The sequence below is a fragment of the Ruegeria sp. CDSA241 genome, assembly GCF_059611265.1.
Genome location: NZ_JBXWPF010000004.1, coordinates 17023 through 39290, shown reverse-complemented (window position 1 = coordinate 39290; position 22268 = coordinate 17023). Strand labels below are relative to the sequence as shown.

The window sequence follows — 22268 nt, the reverse complement described above, 5'->3', positions numbered from 1 at the left end:
CGCAACAGGAGCCGGCCATTCCGTCAGGGCATCGGGTCGCCAGCAAGGTGGCTTAGATATTCCTCTAGATTAGACCAGCCATCGCCGTCCCGGTCCGCCCAGACATCTGAGGGATCATTCGGGTCCAGGCCAGTCCGCCCTGTTTCCCAAGTATCAGACATTCCGTCCCGGTCAGTATCAACTGCCGCGTGAACAATGGGCAAATCCGGCCAACCGCCCACCTCGCCCGGATCGTTTATCCGATGTCCATCACAGCCGCGGACGTTTTCGATCACCATCGCATCCAGACTGTCCAAAGCTTGGTCATCCCCGTGCCGGGCCCCCACGGTTCCAAGAACGGTTTCGTATGTCGTGCTCACCTCGGCAGGTTCAACCGACAGCGGCTGGTGAGGTTCAGCCACTAGGAATTCGACCGCCGCATCATCCGCAATCTTGCCCTTCACTGATCTGTCGCATAGCAGCTCAATACGGCTGTCCAGATGCAGGTTATCTTGTTCGAAAACCGAGATGCTGAACCCTTTGTCCGCGCCATAAGGGAACACCTCGAATGCGGCAGGGGGCGGCCTGTTCCGTGTACTGGGGCCCGGCAGGACCACGTTTCCCACATAGGCGATCCATGTGTCGCCGTAATGGTTCCAGAACTCACCGAATTGCGAGGTCGCGTCGTAGAATACGTTGTTAATAATGTCGACTTGCCCAGATGGTGACGACTGGATGTCTGGATTTCTGTCGCGGTTATGGGCAAACAGGTTTTGATACAGGGTGACCCGCCCACATTGCCTTGCCGTTCCATCATCGGAACACAGCAGAGCCCCTTTTGAATGCTTTCCCTTTGTATGGGTGGACTTATCCAGAGCCAGGGCTGAGATGCTGCGGGCTATCGTGATATCTTCGCTTGGCAGGTTTTCCGTTCCAACGCCCAGATTCTCATCCGTGGCAAATTGGATCGAGACACGGTCAACGTAGATATTCGAACTGCTCTCTATGGAAAGCCCGTCCACGTTCGACGAGGGCTTGTAACTGGGTCCAGGCCGAAATTTGAGGTTCCGCAGCAAAACGTCCTGCGCCTCAAAAATCATCAGGGGTGAATCCAGAACCTTGCCAAGTTTGATCTGCACCCCCTGTCCCGGCGCGGTCTGTCCGGAGATATAGGTGTTCGAAGCCACTTTCATCTGGGTGTCTACAGTGATCGTCCCTGAAATATCGAAAACGCAAACCCGTCCGGAGCCGTCATTTTCGACGCACTCACGCAGGCTGCCCGGGCCGGTATCGTCCAGGGTTGTGATATGAAACACTTCGCCGCCACGCCAACCCGTAGCGTTCTGCCCATATCCCACCGCACCGGGAAATGCGGGCTGATCGGCCACTACGCTATCTGCCACCGTGAAACCCGAACACCCGGCGATCACTGCACCCAGGCCGAAGGCTTTCAAGTTACGGCGCATTGCATAAGCCCCCTGTTAGAGTCCAGACCGCAAAGACCGAGGGCCGAAGAGGCAGGAGACAATCTAATCTTCAAACGATCGCTTACTGGCATACGACTAAGAAACCCATGAAACAAAAACAACAAATCTAAGCGGGAATGAAAATCTCATTCCTCACAATAATGTGGACCAACATCGTCGCGTTTTCAATGAGGTGTCTGGGATTGGGGTCCACCAGATACACGCGGCCAATAACGTGCAGGCCCGATGAATTGACCCTGCATGCCTGCCGAACTGGTCATTCAACGGCCAATCAAGCTGGAAAATTACTCAGCGGCTTCCTGCGCAGCGTCCAATTCAGCGGCCTTCTTCTCGACCTCTTCAACAATGTGGTCGACCATCTGATCGTTGGACATCTTGTGGCTGGCCTTGCCCGCCAGATACACCATACCCGATCCGGCGCCGCCGCCGGTAAAGCCGACATCGGTCATCAGCGCTTCGCCCGGGCCGTTCACGACACAGCCGATGATTGAAAGGCTCATTGGTGTTTTGATATGTTCAAGACGCTGTTCCAACGCCTCGACTGTTTTGATCACATCGAACCCCTGCCGCGCACAAGAGGGGCATGAGATGATATTAACCCCGCGATGGCGCAAGCCCAGAGATTTCAGGATCTCGAACCCTACCTTGACCTCTTCGACAGGATCCGCAGACAGGCTGACGCGGATCGTGTCGCCAATGCCCATCCACAATAGATTGCCCAGACCAATCGCCGATTTGATGGTGCCCGAAACCAGTCCTCCGGCCTCGGTAATACCCAGATGGATGGGGGCGTCCGTGGCCTCGGCGATGCCCTGATAGGCAGCTGCCGACAGGAAGACATCGCTGGCTTTCACGCTGATCTTGAATTCGTGGAAATCGTTGTCCTGAAGAATACGGATATGCTCTAGCCCGCTTTCAACCATCGCTTCGGGGCAAGGCTCGCCGTATTTCTCGAGCAGATGCTTTTCCAAGCTTCCCGCATTCACCCCGATCCGGATCGAGCAATTATGGTCACGCGCGGCCTGAATGACCTCTTTCACCCGACTTTCATTGCCAATGTTGCCAGGGTTGATCCGCAAGCATGCTGCGCCTGCCTCGGCAGCCTCGATCCCACGGCGATAGTGAAAGTGGATATCCGCCACGATAGGTACCGGACATTCGCGCACGATCTCTTTCAGCGCCTTGGACGAGGCCTCATCCGGGACCGAAACGCGCACGATATCCGCACCCGCCTCTGCGGCGGCCTGCACCTGAGCCACAGTCGCCGCCACATCCGTCGTCAGCGTGTTGGTCATCGTCTGCACCGCAATCGGAGCGTCACCTCCGACGGGGACGTTTCCAACCATGATCTGACGAGATTTGCGGCGGTAGATATTGCGCCATGGGCGCACGTGATTAAGGGACATGTGGACGGGTCCAAGACTGTCTGAGTTGGTCTTTAAATAGTCAGCCTAACTGGCCACTGCAATGGCCAGATCATTCTGTCGGTGCGGCAGAGCTTTGCGCCTGAAGTTCCGCCACCAGTTGCTTGAGGGCGACGTTTTGCTCGGCCTCAAGATCAGCTACCGTATAGCGTTCGGAAACCGCATCCTTGGACAGTACGACACCTTTAGCGACAGTTCCTGGTGCTCCGACCGGGCCGAAATGGTCACCATTCATCGAGAAATAGACAGATCCGGCGGCACCTGCACGTAGGTTAGGCGGTTCTTCTGTCAGCGGTACCTCGAATGTACTGCCCTGTTCGACGGTTCCAAGCGTACCCTCGAAGATGATACTTCCATCCGCAGCGGTGACCCGCATCCACGCCGGATCAACGGCGACGATTTTCAGGGTCGTATCAATCTGTTCAACCACCTGCGGCAATGCCGGGCGAAGAACCGTATGGACTTCGGCAACCTCAACCTTGGGCGGCTCAGGCGGCTGGAAGGTGCCAACGGTACGCGGGTCCAGTGTAGAAATTGGTGCATCACGGGCAACGAGCACCGGCAAATCCAGGGCCTGTGGGCGATACAGCCTATCCAGAGCCTCAGCCGAGGGGGTGTCGATCAGCGCGACTTGATCTTCGGTGGTGCCACGCGCCGCCTCAAGCGGGTCCAAATCAGACAAGACAACCGGAGCCTGTTCAACCGGGCTTACCTGCACTTGCTGAATCCGGTTCAGGACGGACCATCCGCCATATCCAATACCGCCGATCACAGCCAACAGAACCAGAGACGACCCGATGGCACGCGGCTCGATCTGGCTGACCAACGATTCCCGTCCGGGAATATAGGGAGTGTTTGGCGAGATAAACGGATCGCGCCCCATCGGACCGCGAGCCGGCAAGCTGCCCGAGGTCTTTCGAACCACCGACGCCTCGGCCGACATGCCATGTGCGACCTCAAACCCGCTTTCCTTACAAAACGCAAAGAAAGTTTCGTCGGGGTTCATCCCCAGATAGCGGGCGTAAGAGCGCACATACCCAGCGATAAATCCGGGCGTATCGAAGGCGTCCGGGTCGGCATCTTCTATGGCTGCAATGTAGTTGGCTTTGATCCGCAGTTCGCGCTGCACATCCAGTAGGGATTTGCCCATTGTTGCGCGTTCACCACGCATCATGTCACCCAGCCGCACCTCATAGTCGTCAAAGCCCTTGGGCCTGACGTCAGTGTCGCCTTCGGATCCGCGCTGTGATCTGCGCCCAATCATCCCTGCTGCCCCATTCTGCCTGTGCGTGTTTCACGCCGTGGTCGAATCATTAAAAGAATGATTCGCGCCGTAGTTTTGTTAGCGTAATTTTAGCACGCGGCATACGAATTGCACACTTTAGCGTTAGGTTAACCGGCAAGTTCGGCGCGATTTAGCGCACAATGTGACCAAAGTTCGTCCATCGCCTGGATCAAACGGTTCATTTCGCCAGGTCCATGAACCGGGGACGGTGTGAAACGCAGGCGTTCTGTTCCACGCGGAACAGTGGGGAAATTGATGGGCTGAACGTAGATTCCATAGTCATCCAGCAGCATATCGCTGAGTTTCTTCGTGTGCACGGGGTTGCCGACAATCACGGGCACAATGTGGCTGCCGTGATCAATCAGTGGCAGGCCCATCCCCTTGAGCCGAAGCTTGAGGATCTTTGCTTGCGTCTGATGCTGCTCTCGCAATTCGGACGCAGTTTTGAGGTAGGCAACCGAAGCTGCGGCACCCGCAGCAACGGCAGGTGGCAGGGACGTCGTAAAGATGAAGCCCGGAGCATAAGACCGCACAGCGTCACACATTTTAGTGCTGGCCGCGATATAGCCCCCCATGACGCCATAGGCTTTGGCCAATGTGCCGTTGATGATGTCGATCCGATGGGCAAGACGATCACGCTCGGTCACGCCACCGCCGCGCGGTCCGTACATGCCAACGGCGTGGACCTCATCAATATAGGTCAGCGCACCAAATTCATCGGCCAGATCACATATCTCTTCAATCGGGCCAAAATCGCCGTCCATCGAATACACCGACTCAAAAGCGATCAGTTTGGGCGTTGCGGGATCATCCGCTTCAAGCAGTTCGCGCAGATGGGCGACGTCATTGTGGCGGAAGATGCGCTTGGACCCGCCGTTGCGGCGCACCCCTTCGATCATCGAAGCATGGTTCAATGCGTCAGAATAAATGATCAGACCAGGAAACAGTTTCGGCAAAGTGCTGAGTGTCGCGTCATTTGCGATATAGGCGCTGGTGAACAGCAACGCAGCTTCTTTGCCGTGCAGATCGGCCAGCTCGGCCTCAAGCCGTTTGTGGTAAACCGTGGTGCCCGAAATGTTGCGGGTTCCACCTGATCCGGCGCCTGCGGCATCCACGGCCTCGTGCATCGCCTCCAGCACCACAGGGTGTTGCCCCATGCCAAGATAGTCGTTGCCGCACCAGACGGTGATATCTTGCTGCGATCCATCGAGGCGCGTGCGCACCGCATGCGGGAAATGACCATTGCGACGTTCGATATCAATGAAGGTCCGGTACCGTCCTTCGTCATGCAGCCTTGCGATCGCTGAATCAAGCTGAGCAGTATAATCCACCGGTTTCTCCTTAGTTGCCCGACCGATATTACGGCGACCGAACGTCTTCTTCTGCGCAGGATACGAATCTGCACCAGAGCATTTCCCACTGCCTGCTTGATACCGCAAGCACAGTGAACGCTTATTTGATTTGCATCAAATATCCGCTCTGACCCTGACCGACAAGTAAAGTTACGCCCCCTGGACGCGAGGAAACGACGCAGGCACAGCACATTATCTCATCCGGGTTTCCGATATTATACCAGATTCCTGTCCTTGCGGGCTAGACGGCAAAAGTGGCGCTGATAGGGTTCCGGAAAATCCAAATCAAGCAGGAGCCCTCTTATGTCGCTGGACGCTGTTCTGAACCGCATCGACGCCGATTTGCCAACCTCAATCGACCGCCTGATGGAACTGCTCCGCATTCCGTCAATTTCCACCGATCCGGCCTTTGACCAACAGGTCAACCAGGCAGCTGACTGGCTGGTATCTGACCTGAAAAACATAGGAATTCAGGCTGAAAAACGTGAAACCGCCGGACATCCCATGGTGGTCGGGCATATAGGTGAGGACAACAGCGCGCCCCATGTTCTGTTCTATGGCCATTATGACGTGCAACCCGTTGACCCGCTGAACCAGTGGAACCGGGATCCGTTCGATCCGGCCATTGAAGAAACCGAAAATGGGCCAGTTATCCGGGGTCGGGGCTCTTCGGACGATAAGGGACAGTTGATGACCTTCGTCGAAGCGTGCCGCGCATGGAAGGCCGTCCATGGCACCCTGCCCTGCCGCATCACCTTCTTCTTCGAAGGCGAAGAAGAATCCGGTTCGCCGTCGCTGGTCCCGTTCCTGCGTGAAAACGTGGCCGAGTTGAAAGCGGATCTGGCATTGGTATGCGACACTTCGATGGTGTCGCGTGGGGTGCCATCAATCGCGTCTCAGCTGCGCGGGATGCTCAAGGACGAATTCACCATCATCGGTCCGCGGATCGACCTGCACTCGGGCCATTACGGCGGACCGGGGCTAAACCCGCTGCGAGAGCTCTCCAAGATTGTCGCCTCGTTCTATGACGACGAAACCGGTCGCGTCGCTGTCGACGGCTTTTATGACGGGGTTCATGAGGTCCCGGCCGAACAGTTGCGCCAATGGGAAAACTGCGGGTTCGATGAGGCGGATTATCTGAACTCGGTGGGGTATTCTCAGCCACATGGCGAAAAAGGATATTCGACATTGCAGCAACAATGGGCGCGCCCGACGCTTGAGGTAAACGGGCTTTGGGGCGGTTATAACGGCGCCGGTTCGAAGACGGTCATTCCCTCACAGGCGCATTGCAAGATCACCTGCCGTCTGGTGGGTGACATGAACCCTGACGCCTTGCGCGACCAGATTCGCAAGCATGTAGAAGACCGCCTGTCACCCGACGCGAAAGTACAGTGGGACAACGATCTTGAAGGCTCGCCCGCATCCGTCATGAATATCAACCGCCCCGAATTCGAAGCCGCCCGAGGCGCATTGTCCGATGAATGGGGGCGCGAGGCTGTCTTTACCGGAATGGGCGGATCGATCCCTGTGGTCGGCTATTTCAACACGGAGCTGGGCATGGATTCCATGCTGGTGGGCTTTGCCAATGATGACGACGCCATTCACTCACCGAATGAGAAATATGACGTCAAAAGCTTTCACAAGGGCATCCGGTCCTGGGCACGCATTCTCGACGCGCTGACCCGATAAGCAAATCCGGGAATCAAAAGGCCAGATGAAGCTTGGCTCGCTGCTTCATCTGGCCAAAGATACTTTTGGTAATGTGCCGCAGATCGGCAGAGGTACCCCCTGCCCTGAGTTACATATGGATCACGCGCCCGTAAGCGTCCAAAACGCTTTCATGCATCATCTCGGACAAAGTCGGATGCGGGAACACTGTGTTCATCAGGTCCTCTTCGGTGGTTTCAAGCTGGCGCCCGACCACATACCCCTGAATTAACTCAGTGACTTCCGCGCCAATCATGTGGGCGCCCAACAGCTCTCCGGTTTTGGCGTCGAAGACTGTTTTGACCAGCCCTTCGGGCTCTCCAAGCGCGATTGCCTTGCCGTTGCCGATGAAGGGAAAACGGCCGACCTTGATGTCATAGCCAAGCTCTTTCGCCTTTGCCTCGGAATAGCCGACCGACGCAACCTGCGGATGGCAATAGGTGCAGCCCGCGATGCTTTCGGGCTTGACCGGATGGGCATGTTTCCCGGCGATCAGATCGGCCACCATGACACCCTCATGGCTTGCTTTATGCGCCAGCCATGGCGCTCCGGCAATGTCACCGATGGCGTATAGGCCATCGACACCAGTGCGACAGAATTCGTCAGTCACGACATGGGTCCGGTCGATTTTCACACCCAGCGCTTCAAGCCCCAGATTTTCGATATTGCCGACGATGCCCACGGCAGAAATCACAGTGTCAAAGTCGTGCTTTTCGACCTTTCCCTTCACCTCGATATGCGCAGTGACTTTACCCTTAGCGCGGTCCAACTGCTTGACCATCGCCTTTTCCATGATCTTCATGCCCTGTTTGATAAAGGCTTTCTTGGCGAAGGCGCTGATCTCGGCATCCTCGACGGGCAGAACCCGGTCCATGACTTCAACCACCGTCGTATCTGCACCGAGCGTATTGTAGAAGCTAGCGAACTCGATCCCGATTGCACCCGACCCGATGACCAGCAGTTTCTTGGGCATCCGCGGCGGCTGCAGAGCGTGTTTGTATGTCCAGACCAGATCACCATCCGCTTCCAGCCCGGGAAGCTCGCGGGCGCGCGCGCCGGTTGCCAGAACGATGTTCTTGGCTGTCAACTCTTCGCTGCCCTTGTCGGTTTTGACGGAGACCTTGCCCTTGGCCGGAATCGTCGCCTCGCCCATGACAACCGTCACTTTGTTCTTTTTCAGCAGGTGACCGATACCGCCTGAAAGCTGCCCGGCGACACCGCGCGATCGCTTGACCACAGCATCCAGATCATATCCGATCTTCTCGGCCTTCAGCCCAAAATCCTTTGCGCGCTCCATCAGGTGAAACACTTCTGAAGACCGCAGCAGCGCCTTTGTTGGGATGCAGCCCCAGTTAAGACATATCCCCCCGAGATGTTCGCGCTCGACCACGGCGGTTTTCAAACCAAGCTGTGCTGCGCGAATGGCTGCGACATACCCGCCAGGACCAGCGCCGATTACGATCAGATCAAAAGATTGTGCTGCCATGTTTCCCTCTCGGAGCAGGTCATTTCCAAATTAGTTTACCATTAAACTAATATCAGCCACCCTTCAACACTTAGTCCCCGCGACAAAAGCTACGCAGGGTAAACCCATACGGATTGCAGAGGTTCGAGCCTATACCGCACCCGTTCAAAACGCTAGAAGATAGCTAAGTATCCCAGTTGCTCCATTCTAAATCCATTTACGCGAAAGGCATAACATGGCTAAAACGCTGAAAGATCTGGCCCTCGCCCTAATTAACGCCACGCTTATCCTGGTGGCCTTGTGTTTGTTTTTGGGCTGGAAGCTGACCACAACAGCGCAGTCCCTGATGTCTGATTTTTCACAGAAGGTTCAGATCGTCGCCCCTTTGCGCAAAGAGGTTCAAGGCGTGCGCAGTGAATTGGCAGCACTTCGCACTGAACTCGCAACTATACAAGTCAATGGCGCGCTTGCCGACACCGCCACCGCCCAACGGGTCTCGCAAACGCTCGACCGTCTGAGCCAAATCGAAGATACGCTGCAGGCGGCGCAGTCTCGTATCGTTGCGGTTGCCGAAACGCCTGACGCCTTCATCGGCACCGCAATAGAAAAAACGGCCGACACTGTGGCCGACCGTATTATCACAATCAAAGGTTGTTCGGTCGAAGGCTAACCTGCGGCCTGAAGCTCTCGGACGGTGGACCCGTACCCGCCCATGTTTACATAGGCGGCCTCATGTTCGGTCATGGGGCGCGACAATGCTTCGTTACGATAGGGGAAACGGCCGAACTTTCGGATCACCTCCCTATGCGCCCTTGCATGCAGCAGGTTGGTTGACTTGGATTCGTCGATATTCTGGCACATCAGGCGTACACAACGCTCTTGGTCACACAGATTTTCCGAGTGCATCAGTGGAAGATAAAAGAACTGCCGCGCGGGTTCGTCAATCTTCAGATCCCAGCCCTTGTCGATGGCGCATTTCGCTGCCGACAAGGCCGCCTTATCAGTGGCGAACGCCTTACCACTGCCGCGGAACATATTTCTAGGAAACTGGTCCATCAGAATTATATAGGCCAGTGCCCCGCTGGGGTATGTCAGCCAGAGAGAGAACTTTCCCTCATTTGCAATTTCCCATGTGGAAAGAAATTTTTCGCGGATCTCTGCGTCTAGCGCTTCATCCTCAATATACCAACCATCTGGACCCACTTGATCCAGCCAAAAACTCAATACTTCTTCAGGCCCTACCATTGCCTTGCTCCGTCGTTTTGCCCTCCCCAGGGACGTAACGTCATTTAAGGCTGATTTACATATTTGTGACAGTAAAAATTTGCAACACTTGCGACATAATTTCGTGTCCTAGGCTACATCTTGCGTTTCCTGATCGGCTTCGGCGGCTTCGATGGCCACCTCTTGCGCCAATTCGAAAGCCACCGGCGAGGCCGTTGGGTAAAGCGGAGACATGGTGCCCGTCTCATCCACAGGAATCGCCGCACGCTGTGTCATGCGATACATCGCATAGACAGCAGTGGCTGCAAGCAGTGCAAAGATGATCAGGAAAAAGCCCGACGGTCCGAACACGTCATCGCCCATCAACCAACCGGTAATCAGCGGGCCAGCAATGGCGCCCAGTCCATTGATGAAGACCAGACCGCCAGAGGCCGCCGCCATATCCTCATGCTCCAGAAAGTCATTCGTATGCGCAATCAGCAGCGAATACAGCGGGTTAGACATGCCGCCAATCACAAAGGCCGAGGCCAGAAGGAACGGAAATGAAGTCGACCCGAACATCATCGCAGTGGCCGCCCCGCAAGCACCAATGATGCCCGCCAGCATGATCAGGAACCGGCGATCCATCCGGTCCGAGAACCAACCCAGCGGATATTGCAGCAGTATTGCCCCGACATAGAAAGCCGCCACGAAGGTCGAAATCTCAACCAGTGTCAGCCCAGCGCGCGCGCCATAGACCGCCGACATACCAAACTGGGCCGAGAACACTCCGCCCAGCAGGAACATGCCCACGCAGCCCAACGGCGACTTCCCCATCAGTTCACGCAATGTCATGGGCTTGGTCGTGTCAAATGCCGGTGTCGGTGAAATCGACAGCAGAATCGGAGCAAAGGAAACCGAAACCAGAATGGATGCGATCACAAAGGTTTCGTAACCAGCAGGATCGCCAACCAGCATAAGCCCCTGAGCGGTGATGATCCCAGTCATCTGTACGATCATATAAAGCGAAAGCGCCTGGCCCCGGTTCTCGTTATTGGCCGCGTTGTTCAGCCAGCTTTCGGCGGTGACATACACTCCCGAGAAACAAAACCCGATCACGACACGCCCCAAAGCCCACGCGACTGGCTCGGTCAACATCGGATACATGATCATCACGGCCGAAATAAAAGAAGCGAGCGCAGCAAAGACCCGCACATGCCCCACCCGCCGGATCATCTCCGGTGCAAGGCGAGAACCTCCGAGGAAACCTACGAAATAAGCTGACATCACAACAGACATCTGAAGGGTCGAAAACCCTTCGATCTCGCCTCGGACGCCCAGGATTGTGCCCTGTAGGCCATTGCCAATCATAAGCAGGCCCATGCCAAGAAGAAGTGACCACGCGCTGGTAATGACCTGAAGCATAGAGGCCTCCGAGATTGCTAACCTGAACTAGAGATTCGTTTTTATATCAAAAACGGCTTTGAACCAGCTTGTCTACGACATCGAAACGCAACGATCCCGACAACACGCCGCTCAAGGGATCAAAAGCGACCCATCCCCATATGAAAAGAACCGATAGTTCTGCGCAATCGCGTGCTCATAAACCTCTTGCATCCGATCCTGCCCCATCAAAGCTGAAACCAACATCAGCAGCGTGGATTTCGGCAGATGGAAATTGGTGATCAGCGCATCCGTGACGTAAAACTGAAAGCCCGGATAGATGAAGATGTCGGTATCGCCCTCCCAGGGTACGATCTGCCCACTGCGGGCGGCGCTTTCGATCAATCGCAGCGCGGTTGTGCCCACCGGAATGACACGGCCACCTATGGCTTTGGTTTCACGAATTTCACTGACGGCTTCCGCACTGACCCTGCCCCATTCTGCATGCATCTTATGGGTCGTCACATCCTCGACCTTGACTGGCAGAAACGTTCCGGCACCGACATGAAGCGTAACGTAGGAAACAGAAACGCCGCGCGCGGTAAGCGCCTGCATCAGCGCTTCGTCAAAATGCAGCGACGCGGTGGGCGCGGCCACGGCCCCGGAGTTGCGCGCCCAGATCGTCTGGTAATCCGTCTTGTCCTGCGCATCGGCAGGACGCTTGGCGGCAATATAAGGCGGCAGCGGCATCGCGCCGGCCTGTTCCAGCGCAGCATCGAAATCCTGCCCCGTAAGGTTAAACCGCAGAAAGGCCTGCCCGTCCGCCACCCTATCCAACTCAGCGCTCAGTTGATCCGAAAACCGGATAACCTCACCTGTCTTGACCTTCTTGAGCGGTTTGATCAACGCGGCCCAGGTGCCGTCTGCCTGCGGATCAAGCAACGTCGCTTCGATCGACGCAGACACCGGCCCTTGCGCACTGTCGCGATGACGCCGCCCGGTGAGGCGTGCCGGGATGACCCGCGTATCATTCAACACCAGCCGGTCACCGGGTCGCAGCCAGTCTGGCAGGTCAAAGACGTGCGCATCCGAGATTGCATCGCCCTCGGCCACAAGCAAACGCGCCGAAGACCGCGGGTTGGCAGGCCGGGTGGCAATCAAATTCTCGGGCAGGTGGAAATCGAAATCGCTGAGTTTCATGGGCGCGCCTTACAGGGTCGTATCAGATTCGGCTATATCCCTGTTCAGTTGTCTTTTGGCGGCGATCCAAATGTGCGCTTGGGCTCATCCGGCTTGGCTTTCTGTGCATTTGGCCCATCCTGAACCTTCGGCGCGGGCTCCCTTAGAAGGTTGCGCAAGAACAATGGCGCAAGCCCTGACAGAGGGTTGACCGAGACAGAGGGTGATTTCAAAGGGCCGGTCAGAGTATAATTGAACGCGATCACACCTTCACCTTTTTTGGTGAAGACGCTTCCAATCGCATTCACCAGATAGATTGGGGAAATCGCGCCACGCAAGTTCAGCATTTCGCTAACCGTGTCGATTGTCCCGTCGAAGGACAATCCCATCGAAGGACCGACGGCGCTGCCGCTGAGAACCTTGATTTCGGTCGGAGTAATCCGCATTCGGCTTTCGATGCTCGAGAAAAAGATGCCTTGCCCAGCCATTTCATCCACAAGCCCAACAAGGCTGATTGCGTTCAGCAAGGCAGCCATGGCCGGGGCGTCATGAATTCGGGTGTTCACGATCTTCATGATGACATCGAAGTTCCCGGCCCCGCCGACCGGTTCCAGTTGCAGGTCCAGTTTGCCACCGCGCGCCTGGGTTATCATTTTGGCCGATCTCAGAACGTCGCCTGCATCACCAGAGATTAGATTGACTGCACTGCGCCCTCCGCGCGGGGTCACCTGCCCGCGCACAGCAGCACCGCCGTTTACATTCGCCGTGAACGCGCCGCTGACACCGCCAGTTGTCGCAAATTTTCCCTTGAACCCGGTCAGGGCGATCGTCTCTGTAATCTGGAGGCGATCCAACACTACATCCAGCTCGGGCCCCTGCCCGGAACCACCGCCACCACCTTCGGAGGATCCAAAGGTCGCGCCCCCCAGATTCATCACGCCCCCTAAAACCCTGATGTCGGGCAAGGCTGACCCCCGTGAAATCAGCTCCGCCGGAACCGCAAGCCAGTTCCCCAGTTCGAATGAGCTGAACTCTACACGATCGAAAGCACCATTTTTGAAATTAATGGAGGCCAGGCTTCTCAACCCCGCCGCATCCAGCCGAAGTGTATCCACGCGCATCTGATCGCCCAGCGTTGCCTCGACATCGATCGACCCCTTGGTACCAGCGCCTTTGCGCCACCCGAGCTCGGGGATAGACAGCACTACGCCTTCCAGATCCGATGTCGCCGTCAGTTTCGGGGGGCGGCCAGCACCGATGCCCAAGGTTATTTCGGCAACGCCTTTTCCAGTCAGCATACCCTTTGGTAACCCGGCACGCAGCTCGGTCACCAACCGGGGCGAAATCTCGATCTGCCCTTTCAGTTCACTGGGTTTCGGTTCTCGACCCCCAATAGGCTGGCGCCAGGTTGCCTGCAGGGGCACGTCGCCGAAATATCCGTCGCCGCCGACTTCGACAGCGGATTGATCACCTGAAATAGTCAACTGAGGCGCGCTGACGACAAAACCTTTGACCAAGCGATCACTGTGCACATCACCAATCTTACCAGTAAAGTGAAACTGGGTTTCATCGAACTTCAGCCCCTTCTTCATCGGCAGAGATAAGGTGCCTGACAGTTCCACATCGCCAGAGGCCACATCCACGGGCAAATTTGCCTTTGTCATCAGCTGCAAAGGGGGACGATCCATCAAAGACAAGGCGGCCGTTGCCGAGCCCTTGGCCTTGACGCGCACAATCGCCGGCGAAAGCTTTTTGATCGACGTATCTGGAATTATGAAGGATGTTCCTGACCCGTCTATCGGGCCGCCCTGATCGGCAATGACAACCGCTTTCTCGGCTGTCACCGTAAACCGTTGGTTGATCAGGCTGGCCTGCCCCTGAGCGTTCTGGACCGGCGGTAAAGTTTTGGCAAAGCGGACTTTGGCGTCGTCGAACCCGAAGTCCAAGTAAATGTCCGGCTTGGTGTCCGGCTTCAACCGCAATGCAAAATCGACATCCGAGAGCCGGCCTTCATATAAATTGTCGGACACCCATTTACGCGGCTTTTCGGCAAGTAATTGGGGCCAGTATCTCAGCAACTGGCCTGACTCCAACTCGTCCAGATGGGCCTCGAGGTACCCCGACCAACCTTCGGCTTCACCATTCAGATTACCCCTAGCACGCAGCGTTAGGTTTTCGTCTTCAACCGTCATCTGTCCGAGGCGCAACTCGAACGGGGCCAGCTTCATCTTCAGATCAAGGTCGGCACGCGCCAACTTGAGGGGTTCCGGAAACAGACCAGCCGGGTTGATGTCGATGCTGCTGAGACGGAGTTGAGAGGTCAGGCTTTCCAGCAGTCCATTCTCGATACCTCTCAAAAAGGCCCTTCCCTCGGCCTGAACGGACCCCCAGGCGGAGACTACAGAAACCTCGTCGAAATCCAGCTCCTGCCGACTTGGGTCATAGCTGAAATAAGCCCTGGCGGATTCAAACGGGATCGGTTTTGTCTCTTGGTTGGCTTGCACCGCGCCTGCCGCAAGGTTCAGGGTCGCAAATAACGGCCCCAGCGCCGCGTTGCCATCAACGCTGCCGCGCACCGCGCCCGAGATCGGAGCGTCAAGGACCTGTAACCATGACAAGGCAAGGCTTTGACTTGCAATATCCTCGGCAGGCAGGTCGGTTATGGCAAAGCCAAAGCTTGCCTGGGGCGTTCCAAGTACGCTGGTATAATTTACCTCAATCGAACTGGCATAATCGCGCCCTGTCAGAACAGAGAACCCGGTGGACATGCGCATTTCGTCACCGGTACGGATGATCGAAATATGTCCGCCGTCGAAAACCCAGGCGCGCGACAGGCGCAAATCCTGATAGTCCAGCGTCAACGACTCAAGCTCGACCGACCGCAGCCCCGACAGCAGTGGTGACAAAAAGACATCGTCAGATTCCTCGATCAACTCGATCAATGTCCGCGCCCGCTGAACCGGTGCACTGCCAGAACCGACTGTCAACGAAAGCGCCCCGTCCAATCCGCGGGTCAATGCGATTTGGGCATCGCGCAGGGTAATCGTGCGCGGGCGGATTTTCCCCCGTAGCAGCCACCGCATCGACAACCGGGTGCGCATATCCGCCACTTGCGCGATCTGTTGTCCCGCCGCGTCGCTTATGGTCACATCCGTCAGTCGCAAACGTGGCAACCAGTTTTCGTTGACGATAAAGCTGGCGTCGCCAAAGCGGATCTTGATCCCTCCAAGGCTTTCATCCAGCCGTTTTTCGGCCTGCGCCCGCATCCAGTCGGGCGCGTGCAGTTGTTTGCCAATCAGAAAGAACCAGCCGCCAAAGGCCAGCAGGCAAAGCAACAGGAAGGTTCCGACGATCCCCCACGCAGCGATGCGGCGGCGTGACCGACGGCGGCGGGGTTTCCCGTCCGGGCCTTCTTGTGTATCTTCTTGCCGCGCCAAATTCCGACCCACGCCCTATTACCTGCTTGCACCGCACCATGATGTCAGGCAGCACTTAAAAACCTTTAGCGGAGTTTCCAATGCCCGACGTTACAGACATCGCCCCCGGTTTCACTTTGCCCCGCGACGGCGGTGGTGAGGTTACGCTGTCAGACCTGCAAGGCAGCGCCGTCGTTTTGTTTTTCTATCCCCGTGATGATACGCCGGGCTGCACCAAGGAATCCATCGGTTTCTCGGAACAACTTCAAGCCTTTGCTGATGCCGGCGCCCTGGTTTTCGGCATCTCGCGCGACACGGTGGCTAAGCATGACAAATTCGTCGCCAAACACGGTCTTACGACGCCACTTTTGTCCGACGAAGGCTCGACCGTTTGCGAGGATTACGGTGTGTGGGTCGAGAAGAACATGTACGGGCGCAAGTCGATGGGGATCGAGCGTTCAACCTTTCTGATTGACGCCGACGGTAAGATCGCTCGCATCTGGCGAAAGGTCAAAGTGCCCGGCCATGTGGAAGAGGTACTGGAAGCCGTGCGCGCGCTGTAACCCTCTTCACCGCGGTCGTCATCCGGATTATTACCCGAACAAATCTTGAAAGCGGAGATATCCCGGTGTCGAAAACACTGACCCAAATGGCGACCGAAGTTCTGACCACAGCAGACGGGCGCGAAAAGACCGCCCTGTCCAAGCGCCATGCCGCAGCTTGGTTTGCGGCGCGATCAGGGGACGCTCCTGCGATTGAAGTGGGCACCGCAACACCGCCGTTGAATCCCGCCCGACCGGACAAACCAGATTTGCTGTCCCCCCGGGATGTCCCAAGGCGCCGCCCCGGCTCCGAGGCTGGGCGCATCGCCCTGCTACACGCGGTCGCCCATATCGAACTGAACGCGGTTGATCTGCATTGGGATTTAATCGCCCGATTTGGCCATGTCCCTATGCCTATCGGTTTCTACGACGACTGGGTCAAATGCGCCGAAGAGGAATCGCGCCACTTCGAAATGGTCTGTGATTGCCTGGAACAGATGGGCAGTCATTACGGCGCCCTGCCCGCCCATGCGGGTATGTGGCGCGCTGCCGAAGATACAGCAGAAGATTTGATGGGCCGTTTGGCCGTAGTGCCGATGGTGCTTGAGGCGCGGGGTCTGGATGTGACCCCCGGCATGATTGACATCTTCCGCAAGGCCAAGGCTGAACAGGCCATTGCCGCGCTCGAGGTGATCTACGCCGAAGAAGTCGGGCATGTTGCTTACGGGTCCAAGTGGTTCCATTTCCTTTGCGGACGCGAGAACGCTGACCCAAAGGGTATCTTTCACGATCTGGTCCGGCGCTATTTTCATGGCGTTCTTAAACCGCCCTTCAACGAAGAAAAGCGGGCCGAAGCCGGGTTACCGCCGGATTTCTATTGGCCGCTGACCGAAGGCCTGCCGCCGCCCGGCTCTGCCCGCTAGGTCGGCATGCACGGTCATAGCGGTCTTTGAATCATCCTCCAGTTGATGTAATCGGCAATTTCTCGCCGAGAATTGGCGGGATTAACCCTGTTTGTTGTGTGAACTAGTTAACAAACTTGCCCAAATCGGACGTCCCCTCTATTCAGTTGCCCCAAGGGACGGAGACCACTCACAACCGATCCCGAATTTGGGGATCGAGAGGTAAGGCGCGTGCGAGCACGTCTGGCAATCAAACTACATTCGCTGCTTGAGCAGCACTTCCCGGAACGCCGGGTCTTTCTGAAATCTGACAATGACACACGGTTCATCCGGCTCAGCTCAGAGACACAGATCTTTGCAGTTGCTGGTGTTGCCCTGTTTGTTGGCTGGACTGCGGTCACTACGGCAATCCTGTTGATGGACAGCATCGGATCAGGCAACTTCCGAGAACAGGCCAAGCGCGATCAGGCGACATATCAGGAGCGGCTGAATATTCTGTCAGCAGAGCGTGACGTGCGCGCTCATGAGGCTCTGATGGCTCAGGACCGGTTCAACGCCGCGCTTGAACAGATCTCTGCGATGCAATCCGAGCTGCTGGCGTCCGAAAACAGCCGCCGTGAGTTGGAAACGGGGATCGAGGTAATCCAGTCCACCCTGCGCACCACCATGAAACAACGGGAATCTGCCCGTCAGGAGCTTGCGGCGCTGCAACAATCAGATTCCGATGATGGGCTCACGTTGGCAAACACTGCCAGCCCCGAACAGATGGAATTTATGACCGTTGCTCTGACCCGCACCGCGCAGGAGCGTGATCAGATCGCAGCCGACGCCCGGAACGCACTGGATCAGCGGGACGATCTCGAGCTTGAGATCCGGCTGATGCAGGAACGCAGCGACGAGATTTTCCGTCAGCTAGAAGAAGCAATGATCATCTCGGTTGAACCGCTCGACAAGATGTTCCGACAGGCAGGTATGCCAACTGACCGTATCATTGAAGAAGTACGGCGTGGCTATAGCGGCATGGGTGGCCCCCTCACCCCAATTTCCTTCAGCACGCGCGGTGAGGACCTGACCCCCGACGAGATCCGCGCGAACACTCTGTTGCAACAGATGGACCAGCTGAACCTCTATCGTATCGCAGCAGAAAAGGCCCCGTTTGCCAGCCCGGTGAAAGCGGCTGTCCGCTTTACCAGTGGCTTCGGCACGCGCCGTGACCCAAAAACGGGCGGTCGCCGCATGCATAACGGTTCCGATTTCGCCGGTGCACTTGGAACTGATATCTTTGCGACCGCCGACGGCGTAGTCACCCATGCGGGCTGGCAATCGGGTTTCGGGCGTCTGGTCAAAATCCGGCACGCCTTCGGAATTGAGACACTTTACGCTCATAACACCAAGTTACGGGTTAAGGTTGGCCAAAGGGTCTCGCGCGGGGATCATATTGCTGATATGGGTAACACCGGACGGTCGACCGGAACGCACCTGCACTATGAGGTCCGCGTAAACGGAAAACCAGTTAACCCAATGACTTACATCAAGGCTGCAAGAAATGTTTTCTAAGAGCAAAATCAACGAGCCCGGAACCAATGCCCCAGAGGCCGCCAAGCCTGCCGCTCCGGCCACTCCGGCAACCCCTGCACCGACGGAAACCAAGGCCAGCACCGCGCCCAAACCCAAGCCACCCGCATCGGTCCTGTCTTCGGATCTGCACATCACCGGAAACCTGAAAACCTCGGGTGACATTCAGGTCGAAGGTACGGTGGAAGGTGACATTCGTGCGCATCTGCTGACCATCGGTGAAACGGCGACCATCAAGGGCGAAGTCACTGCAGATGACGTTGTCATCAACGGCCGTATCGTTGGCCGCGTGCGTGGCCTGAAAGTGCGCCTGACCTCGACCGCACGGGTCGAAGGCGACATCATTCACAAGACAATCGCCATCGAAAGCGGCGCGCATTTCGAAGGCTCCGTTCAGCGTCAGGACGATCCTCTGAACCCTGGCCGCAGCGGAAAACCGGGCGCTAACCCGGCTGCTGACGTCAAACAGTAATCCTGACAGACTGACAGGAAACAAACGCCGCGGGACAGCCTGCGGCGTTTTCTTTTGCAATTCTGACCGAAAGGCTTTCACTGATCAGGTTGGTTCCAGGTCGCATTGGCCTCGATCACTTCTGCGACCATCAGCGCCTTTTCGGACAATTCTGGTGGCGTGCCATCATCAAAGGCAAGCTGCTGCATTCTTCGATACATGACTTCAGACGTGTAAAAATCAAATGCAGCCGTGCCGTCCGGGCTTTCCCAGAAGGCCGTGATCCAAACCGAGGGTGCATACCCGTAACACCAGTCCTGCCAGAACCGTTCTGCCAAAGTCGCCGTTTTAACTGCGGCTACTTGCGCCAAAAGGCCATCCATTGGCCAACCCCCGAGGCGAAACATGCATAGCGTATCGTCCAGACATTCTTCTGAGCCCCCTTCGATCGCCTTCAGAAGAAAACGTTTCTGGAAATCGTCCAGGACACGCCACTCCTCCGACGACCAGTTCCGGGCCTGTCCCGTCGGATACCGGCTCAGGCTGACTTCGATCCCGACAGAGCTTACCTCTTCGCCACAGGCCAAGACCTCTAGCACACGCGGCAAAAGATAGGCCCAGGTATTCTTGGCAATCCCTCCCGGATCACTCGCTGCAAAATACCAGTCCTGAAGATAGTGCAACGGCAGTTCCTGAATGGGCGGGTGAAAGAAATCAGCCTCGATATCCGGTTCCATGCAGCACCCTTCGCAGACCTCGATATTGCTTGGCTTTGGACGTTTAAAAACGCGATAAGCATCCTGAATGAGCGGGAAGAACGGATCATCCGGCAATAACTTGGCCTTAACCGGCTTATTCGTCTTTGACGTCATCGTAGGCTGAACCCATATTTCCATGCCACACCCATAGGTCTATCTGCCCACTTTTGACGTGGCAAGCGCGCTCAAATACCCCTTCATTCTTCGCCGAATTTCTATGTGTGATGAGTAGCTTCGATATTTCTGTGTTTTGGATTACACTACAGCCCGTTGGTTTTCGGAGGACTTTTCATGTCAACAAAACTCATGGCTGAATTTTTCGGTACATTCTGGTTGGTGCTTGGCGGTTGCGGCAGCGCTGTTTTAGCGGCTGGCGTCGCGGATGTCGGTATCGGCTGGTTGGGCGTATCTTTCGCCTTTGGCCTAACAGTGCTGACTATGGCATTTGCCGTTGGCCACATTTCAGGCGGGCATTTCAATCCGGCAGTCAGTCTGGGTTTAATGATCGGCGGACGGTTCCCGGCTAAGGATCTGCTGCCCTATTGGATTGCTCAGGTTATCGGAGCCATTGCAGCAGCGGCTGTTCTGTATCTGATCGTCAGCGGCGCACCAGATTTCGCCGGGGTCGGAGGCTTTGCGTCCAATGGCTATGGCGAGGCATCACCCATGGGCTATTCGATGATGTCCGCCTTGGTGATCGAGATCGTGCTGACGGCATTTTTCATCCTGATCATTCTGGGCGCGACCTCAAGCGGTGCTCCGGCAGGGTTCGGGCCGATTGCCATCGGTCTGGCGCTGACGCTGATCCACCTGATCTCGATCCCGGTGACCAACACATCTGTCAACCCAGCACGGTCAACCGGTGTTGCCCTGTTTGCCGATGGGCCGGCGCTGGCTCAGCTATGGTTGTTCTGGGTTGCCCCGCTGATTGGTGGCGCGATTGGTGCGCTGATCTGGAAGGCCATGTCTGACGACTGACCCAAGCGCACGCTTACAAAAAGACCCCGGCACCTGACCAGGCACCGGGGTCCTTTTATCTATTCGGTCACGGTGACCTTTTTCATCGCATCCGGCTGGCCGATTACGGCTCCGTTCGGGCCTTCGCCTCGCTTGATCGCATCAACAACGTCCATACCGTCAGTAACCTGACCGACAACCGTATATTGACCGTTCAGGAACGGCCCAGGTTCAAACATTATGAAGAATTGCGAGTTGGCACTGTCGGGATCCTGCGCCCGCGCCATGCCAATAACACCACGATCAAAGTTATAGTCCGAGAACTCAGCTGGCAGATCCGGCCGATCCGAACCACCAGTACCGGCACGACGCATATCGCCACCCACCCGACCGTGTTCAACGTCACCGGTCTGAGCCATGAAGCCGTCGATCACGCGGTGAAACACCACGCCATCATACTGACCAGCAGCGGCAAGGGCGCTAATTTGTTCAACATGCTTGGGGGCAATATCGTCAAACAGATCAACGGTTACGGTGCCATTGGCCCCCTCGCCCTCAATCTCGATCTCAAGGCCCGTGGCCAGTGCAGGACCGGCCAGCAGGACAAATGCGGCGGCCAGCTTATACATCGGCAGCCACCTTGACGCTGATCATACGATCCGGGCTTGCAGGCGGCTCGCCCCGAACGATGGCGTCCACATGCTCCATCCCGTCGATAACACGGCCATAGACCGTGTATTGGCCGTTCAGGAAATGGTTGTCGCTAAAGTTGATGAAAAACTGCGAATTGGCCGAGTCCGGATTCTGCGACCGAGCCGCGCCTAACGTGCCGCGATCATGCGGCAGTTTCGAAAACTCTGCCGGAACATTCGGCAGCGATGACCCGCCTGTGCCTGCACTGCGCAGGTTGAATCCGTCTTCCATATCGCCGTGCTGCACGTCACCGGTTTGCGCCATGAAACCGTCGATCACACGGTGAAATGCCACGTTGTCATATTCACCGCTGCGCGCCAGTTCCTTCATCCGAGCGCTATGCTGCGGGGCCACATCTGGCAGCAGCTCGATGACGACATTGCCGCCCTTCAGCTCGATGATGATTGTGTTTTCGGGATCCTTGATCTCGGCCATGTGGCCCTCCTGTCGTTTATCTTGCGCAAATACCTATGCGCCACGCACGCGAAAGCCAAGTGACGCATTGACCTG

Annotated in this window: 19 protein-coding genes; 7 read left to right on the top strand and 12 right to left on the bottom strand. The window is 56.6% G+C overall.

The genetic code is table 11. From position 1 onward, the window contains the following. Positions 1-23: 23 nt before the first annotated feature. The 4 genes from AC2FJV_RS04890 to hemA form a co-directional block, all read right to left on the bottom strand. A complete protein-coding gene (locus tag AC2FJV_RS04890) occupies positions 24-1445 on the bottom strand; it encodes a pectate lyase family protein (RefSeq protein ID WP_496712875.1) in 1422 nt (473 codons plus the stop codon). A 305-nt stretch (positions 1446-1750) separates the two neighbouring features. After that, positions 1751-2872 (bottom strand): flavodoxin-dependent (E)-4-hydroxy-3-methylbut-2-enyl-diphosphate synthase, encoded by a 1122-nt coding sequence (gene ispG / locus AC2FJV_RS04885; protein WP_496688384.1) that lies wholly within the window; start codon positions 2870-2872, stop codon positions 1751-1753. A 70-nt stretch (positions 2873-2942) separates the two neighbouring features. Beyond that, positions 2943-4154 (bottom strand): helix-turn-helix domain-containing protein, encoded by a 1212-nt coding sequence (locus AC2FJV_RS04880; RefSeq protein ID WP_142633252.1) that lies wholly within the window; start codon positions 4152-4154, stop codon positions 2943-2945. 128 nt (positions 4155-4282) lie between these two features. Then, on the bottom strand, positions 4283-5506 hold the full coding sequence (hemA, locus tag AC2FJV_RS04875; RefSeq protein ID WP_496693409.1) for a 5-aminolevulinate synthase: 1224 nt from the start codon (positions 5504-5506) through the stop codon (positions 4283-4285). A gap of 324 nt (positions 5507-5830) precedes the next feature. Here hemA and AC2FJV_RS04870 point away from each other — a divergent pair, with 324 nt between their 5' ends. Continuing rightward, positions 5831-7216 carry a M20/M25/M40 family metallo-hydrolase gene (locus AC2FJV_RS04870; protein ID WP_496712873.1) on the top strand — a complete coding sequence of 462 codons (1386 nt, stop codon included), beginning with the start codon at positions 5831-5833 and terminating at the stop codon, positions 7214-7216. A 109-nt stretch (positions 7217-7325) separates the two neighbouring features. Here AC2FJV_RS04870 and lpdA read toward each other — a convergent pair whose 3' ends face one another. Continuing rightward, positions 7326-8720 carry a dihydrolipoyl dehydrogenase gene (lpdA, locus tag AC2FJV_RS04865; RefSeq protein WP_271947557.1) on the bottom strand — a complete coding sequence of 465 codons (1395 nt, stop codon included), beginning with the start codon at positions 8718-8720 and terminating at the stop codon, positions 7326-7328. 214 nt (positions 8721-8934) lie between these two features. Here lpdA and AC2FJV_RS04860 point away from each other — a divergent pair, with 214 nt between their 5' ends. Further along, positions 8935-9369: a hypothetical protein gene (locus AC2FJV_RS04860; protein WP_496688388.1), complete on the top strand. Its 435-nt coding sequence runs from the start codon at positions 8935-8937 to the stop codon at positions 9367-9369. Here AC2FJV_RS04860 and AC2FJV_RS04855 read toward each other — a convergent pair. From AC2FJV_RS04855 to AC2FJV_RS04840, 4 genes are all read right to left on the bottom strand, one after another. After that, positions 9366-9944 (bottom strand): DUF924 family protein, encoded by a 579-nt coding sequence (locus AC2FJV_RS04855; protein ID WP_142633241.1) that lies wholly within the window; start codon positions 9942-9944, stop codon positions 9366-9368. The two genes, AC2FJV_RS04860 and AC2FJV_RS04855, sit on opposite strands and share 4 nt — an antisense overlap. 108 nt (positions 9945-10052) lie before the next feature. Then, entirely contained in the window at positions 10053-11327 is a 1275-nt protein-coding gene (locus AC2FJV_RS04850) for an MFS transporter (RefSeq protein ID WP_271947562.1), read from the bottom strand. A gap of 111 nt (positions 11328-11438) precedes the next feature. Beyond that, entirely contained in the window at positions 11439-12485 is a 1047-nt protein-coding gene (gene queA, locus AC2FJV_RS04845) for a tRNA preQ1(34) S-adenosylmethionine ribosyltransferase-isomerase QueA (protein ID WP_496688390.1), read from the bottom strand. A 44-nt stretch (positions 12486-12529) separates the two neighbouring features. Further along, entirely contained in the window at positions 12530-15913 is a 3384-nt protein-coding gene (locus AC2FJV_RS04840) for a YhdP family protein (RefSeq protein WP_496712871.1), read from the bottom strand. 68 nt (positions 15914-15981) lie between these two features. Here AC2FJV_RS04840 and AC2FJV_RS04835 point away from each other — a divergent pair, with 68 nt between their 5' ends. The 4 genes from AC2FJV_RS04835 (at position 15982) to AC2FJV_RS04820 (ending at position 19371) form a co-directional block, all read left to right on the top strand. Continuing rightward, complete coding sequence (locus AC2FJV_RS04835; protein ID WP_496688394.1) at positions 15982-16443, top strand: peroxiredoxin; 462 nt, start codon at positions 15982-15984, stop codon at positions 16441-16443. Between the two features lie 65 nt (positions 16444-16508). Further along, positions 16509-17345, top strand: a complete 837-nt coding sequence (locus AC2FJV_RS04830; protein ID WP_425595905.1) for a ferritin-like domain-containing protein — start codon at positions 16509-16511, stop codon at positions 17343-17345. 210 nt (positions 17346-17555) lie between these two features. Continuing rightward, positions 17556-18881: a M23 family metallopeptidase gene (locus AC2FJV_RS04825; RefSeq protein WP_281994469.1), complete on the top strand. Its 1326-nt coding sequence runs from the start codon at positions 17556-17558 to the stop codon at positions 18879-18881. Continuing rightward, positions 18871-19371: a bactofilin family protein gene (locus AC2FJV_RS04820; RefSeq protein WP_271947570.1), complete on the top strand. Its 501-nt coding sequence runs from the start codon at positions 18871-18873 to the stop codon at positions 19369-19371. The genes AC2FJV_RS04825 and AC2FJV_RS04820 overlap by 11 nt, the downstream gene beginning before the upstream one ends. A gap of 77 nt (positions 19372-19448) precedes the next feature. Here AC2FJV_RS04820 and AC2FJV_RS04815 read toward each other — a convergent pair whose 3' ends face one another. Further along, the gene (locus AC2FJV_RS04815; protein WP_496693404.1) at positions 19449-20222 is read right to left on the bottom strand and encodes a hypothetical protein; all 774 of its coding nucleotides are present in this window, start codon (positions 20220-20222) and stop codon (positions 19449-19451) included. 177 nt (positions 20223-20399) lie between these two features. On the opposite strand from AC2FJV_RS04815, the gene aqpZ reads away from it, so the two are divergent. Beyond that, positions 20400-21086: an aquaporin Z gene (gene aqpZ / locus AC2FJV_RS04810; RefSeq protein ID WP_281994467.1), complete on the top strand. Its 687-nt coding sequence runs from the start codon at positions 20400-20402 to the stop codon at positions 21084-21086. 59 nt (positions 21087-21145) lie between these two features. Here the strand turns inward: aqpZ and AC2FJV_RS04805 are convergent, their stop codons facing one another. Continuing rightward, positions 21146-21694, bottom strand: a complete 549-nt coding sequence (locus AC2FJV_RS04805; RefSeq protein WP_142633219.1) for a peptidylprolyl isomerase — start codon at positions 21692-21694, stop codon at positions 21146-21148. After that, positions 21687-22193: a peptidylprolyl isomerase gene (locus AC2FJV_RS04800; RefSeq protein ID WP_271947577.1), complete on the bottom strand. Its 507-nt coding sequence runs from the start codon at positions 22191-22193 to the stop codon at positions 21687-21689. Before AC2FJV_RS04800 ends, AC2FJV_RS04805 begins: the two co-directional genes overlap by 8 nt. Between the last annotated feature and the right edge of the window lie 75 nt (positions 22194-22268).